The organism is Tildeniella sp. (assembly GCF_059505325.1).
In genome coordinates this window covers 1-12,012 of sequence record NZ_JCACKI010000039.1, presented here as the reverse complement: position 1 = coordinate 12,012, position 12,012 = coordinate 1, and the positions used below count along the sequence as shown (strand labels likewise).

Here is a 12,012-nt window from a genome sequence, read left to right as displayed (position 1 = left end):
CGGGTGAAGGGAAGAAGCTTTCCAGTACTTGCAGCTATGTGTTGTGGCTAACATTCACCAAGGACGTGGGTGGCGGGTTTCAGTCACGTCATGCCCTGCCATCCGCTATACGCCTCTCTTCGCCATACAGCCAAACACCCTATATTTACGTCGATCGCGGTGGGGTGCGATCGTGGTCGATAAAAGGCTGAACGCCATATAAGGTGGCAATGAGTGACGATGCTTGCTTCCTGATTAAAACCTCCGAGGTTTGCGTCAGTTCTAAAGATAAAAGTTTAATGAGAATGGGAACACTGAGAAAGGGTTCTGTAACATAACAGACCGCTTTAGCTCGTACAAGTTAGCACTCTGAGGGATAGGCTCGTGCAGGCGACGAAACAGCAGCAAATCTTGGGTTACTTCATTGAGGAGGCTAAAGAGCACCTCGATACGATCGAGCGAGGCTTGTTAGATTTACAAGCCACTATGGCAGATACAGAGCGGCTCAACGAGCTGTTCCGCGCTGCTCACTCCGTCAAAGGCGGCGCTGCCATGTTGGGCTTTAGTAGCATTCACAAAGTGGGGCATTATTTAGAGGATTGCTTCAAGCTTTTGACCGATCACCCCGTCAAGATCGATCAAACGTTAGAGAACTTGTTTTTGCAGGGGTTCGACATTCTCAAAGAACTGGTGGAAGAACTCCAATCGCCCTACGGTCTCAAAGAAGACGATGCCGCTCAGACGGTTAAGGCAGCGGAGCCTACCTTTAGAGAGCTACAAAATTATCTTAACCGCTTACTGCAAGCAGAACGGGTCAATCCTGCGATCGGCATTGCTCAGCCTGTACCTGCCAATCCAGAGTTGGCAAATCGGCTGAATGGTGCTCTCAAGATGATGCTGCAACTCTTCAAGCAAGGGGATACGCCAACCAACCGACAGCAACTGGCGACCCTGTGCAGTCGCATGGTACAGCTACATGGCGCACCAGAGTGGCGCAGGCTCTTACAGGCGGTTCACGGCGCTCTTACTCAGTCCCGTAACGCCTATGCCACAATGGCTCCATTGGTGATTAAGGAACTCAAACTGGCTGGCGATCTGTTGCTAGTAGGACGAGCCAATGAAATTATTCCTAGCAGTGCCCTACAGAAGCTAACGCCCACGGCAAGCCCGGTTCCGACACCTCAGCCGATCGCTCAACCACTTCCAGAGGCAACACATCAACCCGCTACACGAGCAGTAACTACCGCCAAACCCCAGCAAATTACCATTCCTGCCGAACCAAGAGCGGCTGCCAGAGCGCTTTTAGAGGCATTCAATCGGTCACAGTTGATTGAGCTGGCAGAATTTTTGATGAAAGCGATTCAGTCATAAGCGGTCAGCGATCAGCGATCAGCCGTCAGCGATCAGCGGTTAATCAAAAGCTGATCGCTAATGATGAAGACTATCGGTAGCGATAGGACGGTTCGGTTTAAACCTCAAAACTACTTGTAGAAGCGTGTGGCGAAGTTTTGCGATCGCGTCGGTGACAACTCCCTTGCTTTGAGAATGGCAGCGGCAAGAAACGCGTAGGACAGCAGACCGACGAGCGCCAGAAAAACGGGACTGATGCTGCCCATTGTGTTCCAAAGCGCGTGGAGTCCAGAGGCAGTGAAATAGCCAATGCCCAGAATGAGCCAACGTCGTCGCGATCGCAACACGCTTAGCCCGATAAAATAACCGAGATAGCCGCTGTATGCCATGTGCCCTGCTACTGAACCCAGAACGCGGGGAATCAGTAGTTGCAAACTGGCAAGTTGCGCTGCCCCTTCACCAGATGACAGCGTGGCTCTGTACACTTCAGGCAAATACTGTGCCAACGTTTCCAGCAATGTGAAGCCAACGGCTGATGCACTGCCCAGCAAGATACCATCCAGCGGTTCCCAAACGCCAATGCGCTCGCGGTAGGGCGATCGCAGCCGTGTACCCAGCCAATAGGCGGCAAAAACGGGAGTTGCTTTCAGCAATTCCTCCATCAGCCCTGCGCCAAAGAACATTTTAATCAGCAGTATCGGGAAGGCGATCGGTGTATCGCCTGTTGGCAACTCGCCGGGTAAGACGTGCCGAAACACAAACACAAACAGCTTAAGCACGGGGCTGACCAGCAGCAGCAGCGTAAACACAGCCGCACCAGAGAGAATCCACCAGGGTTTATGCTTGCCGCACAGCTCGTAGACAAAGTAGTAAGCTGCACCCGCTAGATACGCTGCTAAGAGCATATTGAACGCAAGAGGATTGCCAACCGCAACAAACATCAGCACTACGAAGGCAACGGTAATGCCGCCCGGAAGCAAGTATGCTTTGTGGGTCAGTTGCCGCCCTGTAGAAAGAATGGGGAAAAGCTGCGTCAGGCTAATGGCATCCGGTTCGCGGCGGCGCGGTGGTGGGCTAGTGGCAGCAAGGCGATCGGGTGCAGAAGCCAGTTTGCGACGAGTCACAGACGGCAACTTTACATTCGCTGGTGGTGCCAATGGAACAGGATTCGCTCTGGGCTGGCACTCAAAAACAAATTCAGGACCATTCTGACCCAGCGCGAGGCGATCGCCCGGTTGCAAAACCCGGTAATCTTTCAGTCGCTCTCCATTTAGAAACGTGCCATTCGCGCTGGCAAGGTCGCCAACCTGCCAAAAGCGTGTTCCGTCGGGCGACTCACAGCCTAGCACTGGCTTTACTTCTGCATGTCGCCGCGATACAGCCCGATGTACCAGCGGATCCAAAACTACCTGACAGTGCGGATCGCGCCCAAGTATCACCGTCTCCGTCAGTGACAGCGGGTACAGGGGTTGCCCTCCAGCATTGTCACCGGAGGGCAACAGCCGCAAAAATGTCGTGTAGTGATCCGTTCCCGTCATCGTCGGGGGATTCTGACCAGCTTCTAAAGGGGCTAAATAAAGACAAGCGATCGCTGCGTTTCGTCCTCTCTACACCCTACACTGTCTACCCTACCTTCTGTCTACTGGTTTGCCCGTGTATCGCGTACAGCCGCCAGAAAAAACACGACACTGAGCGGTACGCTGACTGCTAGAATCACTCCGGTCAAGACGTTGCCGAGCTGCGGGATACCGGACGACAGTTCAAAGACGGAACCGACGGCAGCGATCGCGGTAATACACGAGCCGCCTAAAAACACACCACTCTTTGGAGTCACGCTACTTTAATCCCGATTGAGTTTGAAGTTTTGAGTGAGATTTTACAGCCTGAAAATCTAGCTCACTCTCAGTTTCTCACAGGTCAGTGTCCCAAAGACTTCACTGCCTGAGCCGAAAAACCATGCTTGGCTAGTTCTTCGTTCAGCATGAGCGCGTTTTCAACTCGATCGACGAATAAAACTCCGTTTAGATGGTCAATTTCGTGCTGGATGCAGCAGGCTAATAGCCCTGTCGCGGAGAGCTTTTGTGGGCGACCGTGTTCATCTTTGTAGGCGACTTCGATCGCAGCGGGACGCTTGACATCCAAATAAACGCCAGGAATGCTAAGACAGCCTTCTTGAGTGACCGTAAGATCGCGGCTTGCCTGCTTCACAACGGGGTTGATCAAAATCAAAGGTGGCGTTGCGGCTTCATCAGGCTCACAGTCAATGACGATGAGCTGCTTGTTCACAGCGGCTTGCGGTGCTGCCAGCCCAATACCATCCGCGCTGTACATCGTTTGCAGCATTTCACGAATGAGCAATTTCACCTCAGTATCGACCTTGGCAATGCGCTTGGCAGGCTGGCGCAATACGCGATCGCCCAACCGATAAATTGCCAGGGGTGGCTTTGCTAATTTCTTTTTCTCAACCAAAACCTCAGCAGTCATGAATCTATCACTCGCAGCGAACGTCTGATGTCGGAATGATTCCGCCTTAACTCTATAGTAGCCAATTCTGACTGGGGACTAGCGCCTGCGAACAATTGTTTTTTGTGCCAAGCGATCGTTCCCGCCTATTGATGTCCGATCGCGCAAAGTAGTGAGCATCATTTGGCTGAGTGGCGACTTTGCCCTACAATGCAACCAACCAAAGCAGGGAGGGCGAGGAGAGTTTATGACACGGACGAATGGCGGGTTTTGGGCTGATTTTCAAAAATTCATCATGCGAGGCAATGTCATTGATCTGGCGGTGGCTGTGATCATTGGTAGCGCGTTTGGCAAAATTGTCGAGTCGTTTGTGGGCGATATCATTACACCCGCGCTGCTAACACCTGCCTTACAGGCGGCTGGTGTTGACGGCATCGAAAAATTGTCAGCCAACGGCATTAAATATGGTTTGTTTCTTTCTGCCATCATCAATTTCTTGGTAATTGCCTTTGTCATTTTCTTGATGATTCGTGCGTTTGAAAAGGCGAAGAAGCGCTTCTTCCGCCAGGACGGTACGGAAGAAACTGCGCCTGATCCACTAGTTGTAGCGCAGGAACGTACCTCAAGCGCCCTCGATCGCCTCTCAAGAGCGCTAGAAACGCGCAATCTGTAGTTGCTACGAATGACCAGCTATGATGGCAGGCATTAAGACACCATTGATGACATGAATCACACCGTTGTCAGTCAAGATATCCATTTTGACGACTGTGGCATCGTTTACCTTAATACTGCCGTTGCTATGCTCGATCGCCAAAATTGATCCTTCCTCAGTGGGTGCTTCGTCAATTTGGGCTAAATCGTCCGATCGTGCATCCCCAGACAGGATGTGGTACATCACAATGCGCTTGAGCTTGGGAAGATCGTGCAGAAGCTCGTCTAACGTGCCCTCTGGCAGTTTGGCGAAAGCTTCATCAGTGGGAGCAAAGACGGTCAGCGATCCTTCGCTTTCCAGAAAGCTCTTGACTCCGGTTGCATCGATCGCTGCCAGTAGCGTTTTAAAGTTACCTGCACTAGCGGCTGTTTCAATTAGATTTGCCATCGGTTTGCTCAACTCCCGTAAACTACCTGTCTACAAATAGAGGCTGGATGGTTATGGTGCATCCATCACAGGAGAGACACTGCCCTAGCTGCTGGTGTGCAGACCGCGATCGCTCAGTTGCCGAATAAAAAACTCTTCTAGCGAGGGACGTGCCAAATTAACCGTCATAATTTGGGCACCCATGAGATTGAGGCTGGCAAGAAAATCGTATGGATCGCCCTTAAGCTGTCCCTGCCAGTAGCCATCCCGAAATTCTAGATTCAGCATTCGCTTCTTAATCACATCCAAGCTGCCGCCACGACCCTTGATTGTATAGGTTTCGGCAACGCCCAGAAGCTCTTGCAAAGAACCGCTGCAAATCAAGTCACCTTCAGCCAGAATAGCGATGCGATCGCACACGATCTCCACATCAGACAGCACGTGACTGTTGAAAAAAATGGTCTTACCCTGCGCCTTGAGCGAAAGAATGATCTCTCGAATCTGATAGCGCCCCATTGGATCGAGTCCCGACATCGGTTCATCCAGAAAGACCAGCTCTGGATCGTTAATTAACGCCTGCGCCAAACCGATGCGCTGTAGCATCCCTTTAGAATACTGACGCAACTGCTTTTTGCGGGCGGCTGACGGCGCTAGACCAACGAGATCGAGCAGTTGGGGAATGCGCTGCCGCTGCACCGATCGCGGAATTTGGAACAGTCCGGCAGTAAATTCAAGGATCTCCCAGCCTGTGAGGTAATCGTAGAAGTAGGCGTTTTCAGGTAGGTAGCCGATGCGTTGCTTGACAGCGCGATCGCCCAACGGTGCTCCTAGCAGCAGCCCCCGCCCTGCATTAGGGCGCACAATCCCCAACAGCGTTTTCAGGAGCGTCGTCTTACCAGCACCGTTCGGTCCCAAGAGTCCAAAGGTTTCTCCCTGCAACACTTTCAGCGTGCAGCCTTTCAGAGAGACAACTTTCTGATTCAGCCAAAACCCAGCCCGGTAGGTTTTCCTCAGTTCGTACGTTTCTACAACGGCTGGACGATCAACGGGGGAAAGTGCATTAGTCGAGTCAATGACAGTAGCCATGTTGATTCAAAGGTCTGGCAGATTTGCGGATTAGACGTTCCAGCAGTCGAGGGTTTGGGTCATTGCAGACGGTGAATAGACTGTAGACTTTAACAGATTTACGGTCACAGCTTTACACGAGTACTTCCATAATCGATGGTCGAGAGCCTTTGGTGCCATGTTCAGCATCGTGGATTCCCTATTTTGCCGATTATTGGCACGATTCGGGGCGGTTCACTAAGATTCTGCATAAACGCTTAAACTTTGTTTATATGTTTTTGGCGTTTGACCGCTATTTGAGGAAGGAGAGGCTTCGCTGCTGCATTGCCTTTGTCTGTGCTCAGGTTGCCCAACGAACGCCGCTTTGTGACAGAGGTAGGCGAACCAATAGTGATGAAAAGGAGAAACGATGGATCGATCGAAAATTGTGGCGATTGTAACAGGAGCGATCGCGGTGGCGCTCAGTCTGGCTTACCTGTTGGTTGTACAACTGCTGGATATGCGTGGCGAGATGGTGCCTGCGCCGATGAGTGTGCTACCACAAGCAACGGCGATCGCTCAGTTCGTGTCCGAATCCACATGAGATTGTGACTGTTTTGGCTCAGGTTTTGCGGCGATCGTCCTTGCGGTGGCTCTCCACCATAGGGCTGCTGCTGGTTGCCAGTTTTGCCACAGTGCTGTCGTTCACAGGTTATTTAGGAGAGCTGCACTGGTATTTGGATTTGACCTCACATTTCAAACGGCAATATCTGCTGGTTGGTGTTGTTACGCTCGTGTGTGGCTGGTGGGGCGATCGACGTTGGCGCAAAGCGTTGATTGGCGTTAGCTTGCTTTGCGTGGTGCTCAATCTCGTCGAAATTGTGCCGTGGTATCTCCCTCAGAAGGCAACCACCTTGCCGTCAGCAGTACCATTACGCTTGCTGCATTCAAACGTGCTGGTGCGGAATCGGCAGTACGCCAGCGTCATTTCTCTGGTAAGGGAGACGAAGCCAGACATCGCCGTTTTTCAGGAGGTGAATGCTGGATGGCTAACTGCGTTGGAAGTCATTCGGGATCAACTCCCGTATACCTATGCCGAACCGGATGCTGTTGGCTTTGGCAATGTAATCTACAGTGTGCTGCCGCTAGAGCAACCGTCGGTACAGTTCCTCGGTCAGACGAAGGTATCGAGCCTTGTGGCACAGGTCAGAAAAGGGGCGCAATCGGTGACCCTGATCACGACTCACCCACCGCCACCGATTCGAGCAGCACTGTTTCAGTCGCGCAATCAACTGCTGACCGCGATCGCGCCATATGTACGATCGCAAACGAGTCCAGTCATTCTTCTAGGCGACTTCAACATCAGTCTATGGTCGCCTTACTATAAGCGCCTGGAGGCTGACAGTGGACTGCGAAACAGCCGAGCTGGCTTCGGTCTGTTACCGAGCTGGTCTCCACGAGCTTGGCTATCGTTGCTGGCGATTCCCATTGACCACTGCCTGGTCAGCCCAGGCATCACAGTGCTAAAAACCCAAACGGGGCGAAATGTTGGATCGGATCACTTGCCCCTAATTGTTGATGTCGCGGTGCCACGGGGGTAAGCGTCTAGCATCCCCAAAACTGGTGACATGGAGACACTTCCAAAGGTGTTCTACCGGAACAGCGAATGGGAAGACTAAGGTCAACCTGATTGGGTCTATTAACGTCAGCAGATCCAGTCAAGGTGCTGTTTATCAAATGAACCTTAGGAGAAACGATGGCTAACCGTAAACTTCCTCGTGGTGGTGGCACTCAAGTTGCTTTAAGCCCAGAATTGGCGATCGCCGCGATCGGGCTTTTTTCTGTTTATGCTGACGGAGAATCAGCCGAGGACGTGGAAACCGAGGCACTCGGCGAGATGTTATCGGCGATCGACCTGTATGAAGATTACTCTGAGGAAGATTTTTCTGCTCTGGGCGCTGAGATTGCCAATTTGATCAACGAAGAAGGGATTGAAGCTGTGGTGGCACAGGCAATTGCAACGGCAAGAGATGAAGGCATTCAAGAAGCAGCGTTTATGATCGCAGTCATTGTCATCGCGGCGGATGGCGAAGTGCCGGAAGAAGAGCAGGAATATGTCAATAGCCTGTTTCAAGCGCTAGGCATTTCAGAAAACCGGGCGAACGCTATTATCGATGAGCTTTTCTCGGAAGACGAAGAAGCAGGCGAAGAGGAAGAGGACGAAGAATAACCGTCGCTCAGGTCACTGCTACTCATAAAACTCATCCCCTGTAGCTCAACGTCGGCTTCAGGGGTTTTTAATGTGATTAGGGCTTTGCGGTTTAATCACCGACCAATGAACCAGGTTTCGACGGCGCTCAACCTTCAGTCATAGCGGGTTGAGCGTAGCCAAAACCCAAACCACTGGTATCTTATTTTCTTGCAATCCCCTTACTCTTTACATAGCAGTCCCAAATTCAGTGAAGTACAGTCGCAAAGAGGCAGAAGGCAGACTTCGGCGTGAGCGCTCAGTCGAACGAGGGCAGAGGGCAGAAGTGAAAGAGCACGGCAGCTTTCCTTCTGCCTTCTGCCTCCTGCCTTCTGCCTTCTGCCTCCTGCCTTAAAACCTAACTTGACCACACTCCAACGAGAGCTGCTATACCAAGTTGTGAGATGGCGTGAAATTATATTCACAGGTATGACAGCGTTTACGATCGGTTCCATGCTTCTAAGTCTGCATCCAGTTTGGCTTTGATTTCGAGCGGGAGCTTGACTTCTGGTAGGAGTGGTTGGTCGTCTGTGTCTGGTGGTTCGCGATCGAGATTCAGCGGTTTTACAACGCGAGTAATCGCTTCCTGAACAAACGCACGGACGAACTCATCCTTGCGATTTAGCTGAAACTGCCGCTGCACCACTTCAGTCATGCCACCGTCGCCCCAATCCTGGTCATGACGAAAGTATTCGATAAAGCTTTTGCCTGCGATGCGTGTGAGATAGGCAGCGCTTACGCCTTGAATCGCGCGCCCAACCAGCATTCCACCCAGGCTAAACTCCAGGGCAGTCGCCACTAACGTCAATACACCTTTGACAATGCCCAAACTCGCCAGCGTTTTACCTAACGACAACGCCAGTTCTCGTCCCCGTTCCATGTTGATCTCGCAGCCGTAGACGCGCCCAAGTTCAACCACCATTTGAGCGTTAATGGCAGCCGTTGCCAGCAGATCTACCACTGGTAAGGGGGTGACGGCAATGACCCCGGCGCTAATCCACTGGAAGCGATCGACAATTTTTTCTGCCTGTCGTCGGCGTTGGGCATCAATCAGGTAGCGAGCTTTCTCACCGAGCCGCTGGGATTGCAGCAAGATGTTGTCGGCAATCAAATCCTCGCCCTCAGCGCGCAATACGGCAACCATCCGGCGAATGAGGGGCATGATGTCTGGATCAGGGTAGAGGGTTTCGCCCTCGACAACGATCGCGGCAGGATTGGCAGCCGTCGCAATCACATCGGCAGGAGCAACCAGGCTACGCAGCCGTCCCCGCAACTGCGCCAGAATGGTATCGCGATCGCTCTCTGGATACAGGTCAGACTTGTTGAGAATGATGAGCGATCGCTTGCCAATTTCCGCCAGGGTTTGCAGCGGGTCGTATTCGGACTGACGCAGATCGTTGTCCAGTACAAACAGCAGCAAATCGGCTTCTGTTGCCAGTTGGCGTGCTAGTTGTTCGCGTTCTGTCCCCGCTACGCCCGCTTCGAGAATGCCCGGTGTATCAATGATCAGAATTTCACGGTTCAAGCCTTTTAGCTTTAGCGAATAAGTCTCACCGACTTCAGTTGTGCCCATTGCGGCACCAACTTTGCCTGCCATGCGTCCAATCAGCGCATTCACCAGCGATGTTTTGCCTGCTGACCCTGTGCCAAAAACAACAATTTGCAGGTTGCCACGTGAGAGAGTTTGCTCGATTTCGCGCGATCGCATTAGCAATTCTTGCCGCGCCACCTCATCTTGAATCTGGCTTACCTGCTGACGCACAGCTTTCAGGGTTTCTTCAGCCGCCTCTGTTTTTTCAGCAGGTACCTGGGGCTGTCGTCGTGGTTGCTTGCGTCGTTTTTGTGTGCGAGGCAGCACAAACAGGTAATAGATTAAGGCTCCAACGAGCACTGTCAGCAGCGCCACGATCAGCACCAGCAGTGCCTGAGACAGCAGCGGGTAGGCGTAAAGCTGCCAGGAAAGCCGCGTGAGCGAATCAATTAACCAAATCACCAGCCCCAAAATCAGGGCTAGACCAGCAATGAGAATGAGAAGGCGCGACGGCGGCATGAAGGCATCTGTGGTGCATCTGCCTCTCATTCTAGTGCCCTGAACTTTTTTAGCGATCGCCTCGTTTGCCCGGAAAGATTGTTAAGTCTGCCGCAGTGGGTACTTTGGAGGGCTACTGTAACCACAGACAGTAGGTGATGAGTCCGTTGTCTGATAACTTAAGTCAAACCTACAAAACGCTTGAAAGAGGGATCTTATGGGACTTTTTGATGCAGTGATGAGCGCGGTCAGTAATCCTGGTCAGCAAGGAAGCCCGGATCAGCTTGGTGCCATTCTTAATACTGTGCAGCAACTGAGTGGCAGTCATGGGGCGGATGCAGGTACAACACAAACGCTTGTGTCGGTGGTCGGTGGCTATGTGCGATCGGCACTGCAACAACAGCAGGCAACCGCAGGCACTGAACAGGCGCAGGCAACCGTCAATCAATACGGCGGTACTGGGGCAAACCCGCAGGCTGTAGAGGCTGTGTTGGGTCCAGTCATGCAGCAACAGGTCGTGCAAGATTTAGTGCAGCGAACTGGACTTGACCCGCAAACAGTGCAGTCAATGCTGCCAACACTGGTGCCACTCGCGCTCAAGTTTTTGCAGAGCGGAGCGCATACTGACAATCCTCAGGCTGGCAACCCCGTGCTCAGTGCCTTTTTGGATGGCAACCAGGATGGCAACATTGACTTGGGCGATGCTCTTAGTGTGGCTGGTAAATTTTTTGGGCGTTGAAGCGGTCAGCGGTCAGCGGTCAGCGGTCAGCAAGAGGCGGGTCAGTGGTTAGCGGTTAGCGGTTAGCGGTCAGCAAGATGCGGTCAGCGGTTAGCGGTCAGCGGTCAGCAAGATGCGGGTTGCGGCTGTCGCTAAAGCAAGAACGCTTCGATCGCGGCAGCGGCTCCGTCCTTTTCAACGTCAGGGGCGACCCAGTTTGCTAAAGCTTGAACAGGTGCTGGTGCATTGCCCATCGCTACGCCAACGCCAGCATACTCAATCATCTCAACGTCGTTGAAGTTGTCGCCGATCGCCATCACGTTTTCTGCCTTCAGTCCTAAATGTTCTTCTGCCAAATAGCGTACCGCTGTTCCTTTGCTGACCAGCGGATTGGTTGCCTCAAAAAACGTTGCCACCGATTTTGTGAGGTAGAGTTCGGCGGGCGTGTAGAGACTCTGCAAATTGCCTAAGAGTGTGCTGATTAAATCGACATCATCACTCAGCGCCAGCACTTTCGTCGGTTCGGTGGTGAGTGCTGTCCGCAAATCGCCTATAGGAATGGGCTGCACGTTGGAACGAATAGCATACTCTTTGGTCTCAGCGGTGATTTCACGCACGTAAAGCTGGTCGTTGATGTAAAAATGCACGGAGAGCAGCGATCGCAGCTCTGGTTGCTCAAAATAGTCTAAAAGCTGAAGTACCAGTGACTTCGGTACGGTCCAGTGGCGATACACAGTATCCGTTCTTGGGTCTTGAATCAGAGCACCTTGATACGCCATGAGCGGCAGCGTAGAACCGATCGCCTCATGAAAACGGATGGCAGCACGATACATTCGCCCTGTGGCGATCGCCACTTGAACCCCCTTTGCCTGTGCCGCACGGACTGCTTCAATTACAGGCTTACGAATCTCGTTTGAAACGCCCGCGATCGTGCCATCAATATCGAGTACGAGGAGTTTGATCTCTGCGGAAGTAGCTTGGTTTGGCATAAGAGGAAAGGATAAAGGATAAAGAATTTTGAGTTTTGGGAGCGGTCAGCAGTCAGCGGTCAGCTATCAGCTATCAGCTATCAGCTATCAGCTATCAGCTATCAGCTATCAGCT

General features: G+C 52.3%; 14 protein-coding genes. 7 read left to right on the top strand and 7 right to left on the bottom strand.

Annotated features, from left to right (window positions below):
* Positions 1 to 43: 43 nt before the first annotated feature.
* Together AC5JO6_RS14620 and AC5JO6_RS14615 are read left to right on the top strand one after the other, a co-directional pair.
* Entirely contained in the window at positions 44 to 202 is a 159-nt protein-coding gene (locus tag AC5JO6_RS14620) for a hypothetical protein (RefSeq protein WP_496081802.1), read from the top strand.
* Positions 203 to 363: 161 nt separating this feature from the next.
* Entirely contained in the window at positions 364 to 1,350 is a 987-nt protein-coding gene (locus AC5JO6_RS14615) for an Hpt domain-containing protein (RefSeq protein WP_496081801.1), read from the top strand.
* A gap of 110 nt (positions 1,351 to 1,460) precedes the next feature.
* Here AC5JO6_RS14615 and AC5JO6_RS14610 read toward each other — a convergent pair whose 3' ends face one another.
* The 3 genes from AC5JO6_RS14610 to def form a co-directional block, all read right to left on the bottom strand.
* Positions 1,461 to 2,867: a PrsW family glutamic-type intramembrane protease gene (locus AC5JO6_RS14610; RefSeq protein WP_496081800.1), complete on the bottom strand. Its 1,407-nt coding sequence runs from the start codon at positions 2,865 to 2,867 to the stop codon at positions 1,461 to 1,463.
* A gap of 101 nt (positions 2,868 to 2,968) precedes the next feature.
* Positions 2,969 to 3,163: a hypothetical protein gene (locus AC5JO6_RS14605; protein WP_496081799.1), complete on the bottom strand. Its 195-nt coding sequence runs from the start codon at positions 3,161 to 3,163 to the stop codon at positions 2,969 to 2,971.
* A gap of 83 nt (positions 3,164 to 3,246) precedes the next feature.
* Positions 3,247 to 3,813: a peptide deformylase gene (gene def / locus AC5JO6_RS14600; RefSeq protein WP_496081798.1), complete on the bottom strand. Its 567-nt coding sequence runs from the start codon at positions 3,811 to 3,813 to the stop codon at positions 3,247 to 3,249.
* A gap of 226 nt (positions 3,814 to 4,039) precedes the next feature.
* On the opposite strand from def, the gene mscL reads away from it, so the two are divergent.
* Positions 4,040 to 4,465 carry a large conductance mechanosensitive channel protein MscL gene (mscL, locus tag AC5JO6_RS14595; RefSeq protein ID WP_496081797.1) on the top strand — a complete coding sequence of 142 codons (426 nt, stop codon included), beginning with the start codon at positions 4,040 to 4,042 and terminating at the stop codon, positions 4,463 to 4,465.
* A gap of 3 nt (positions 4,466 to 4,468) precedes the next feature.
* On the opposite strand, the gene AC5JO6_RS14590 is transcribed toward mscL, so the two are convergent.
* Positions 4,469 to 4,891, bottom strand: a complete 423-nt coding sequence (locus AC5JO6_RS14590; RefSeq protein WP_496081796.1) for a fasciclin domain-containing protein — start codon at positions 4,889 to 4,891, stop codon at positions 4,469 to 4,471.
* A gap of 84 nt (positions 4,892 to 4,975) precedes the next feature.
* Positions 4,976 to 5,956, bottom strand: a complete 981-nt coding sequence (locus AC5JO6_RS14585) for an ABC transporter ATP-binding protein (protein WP_496081795.1) — start codon at positions 5,954 to 5,956, stop codon at positions 4,976 to 4,978.
* A gap of 388 nt (positions 5,957 to 6,344) precedes the next feature.
* Between AC5JO6_RS14585 and AC5JO6_RS14580 the strand changes: the two genes are divergently transcribed.
* From AC5JO6_RS14580 to AC5JO6_RS14570, 3 genes are all read left to right on the top strand, one after another.
* Positions 6,345 to 6,518 carry a hypothetical protein gene (locus AC5JO6_RS14580; protein ID WP_496081794.1) on the top strand — a complete coding sequence of 58 codons (174 nt, stop codon included), beginning with the start codon at positions 6,345 to 6,347 and terminating at the stop codon, positions 6,516 to 6,518.
* A gap of 4 nt (positions 6,519 to 6,522) precedes the next feature.
* Complete coding sequence (locus AC5JO6_RS14575) at positions 6,523 to 7,515, top strand: endonuclease/exonuclease/phosphatase family protein (protein WP_496081793.1); 993 nt, start codon at positions 6,523 to 6,525, stop codon at positions 7,513 to 7,515.
* A gap of 155 nt (positions 7,516 to 7,670) precedes the next feature.
* Positions 7,671 to 8,144 carry a tellurite resistance TerB family protein gene (locus tag AC5JO6_RS14570; protein WP_496081792.1) on the top strand — a complete coding sequence of 158 codons (474 nt, stop codon included), beginning with the start codon at positions 7,671 to 7,673 and terminating at the stop codon, positions 8,142 to 8,144.
* 457 nt (positions 8,145 to 8,601) lie between these two features.
* Here the strand turns inward: AC5JO6_RS14570 and AC5JO6_RS14565 are convergent, their stop codons facing one another.
* Positions 8,602 to 10,212 carry a YcjF family protein gene (locus AC5JO6_RS14565; protein WP_496081791.1) on the bottom strand — a complete coding sequence of 537 codons (1,611 nt, stop codon included), beginning with the start codon at positions 10,210 to 10,212 and terminating at the stop codon, positions 8,602 to 8,604.
* A gap of 196 nt (positions 10,213 to 10,408) precedes the next feature.
* On the opposite strand from AC5JO6_RS14565, the gene AC5JO6_RS14560 reads away from it, so the two are divergent.
* Complete coding sequence (locus AC5JO6_RS14560) at positions 10,409 to 10,930, top strand: DUF937 domain-containing protein (protein ID WP_496081790.1); 522 nt, start codon at positions 10,409 to 10,411, stop codon at positions 10,928 to 10,930.
* Positions 10,931 to 11,061: 131 nt separating this feature from the next.
* Here the strand turns inward: AC5JO6_RS14560 and AC5JO6_RS14555 are convergent, their stop codons facing one another.
* Positions 11,062 to 11,898, bottom strand: coding sequence for a Cof-type HAD-IIB family hydrolase (locus tag AC5JO6_RS14555; protein ID WP_496081789.1), 837 nt, complete (start codon positions 11,896 to 11,898; stop codon positions 11,062 to 11,064).
* Positions 11,899 to 12,012 lie beyond the last annotated feature (114 nt).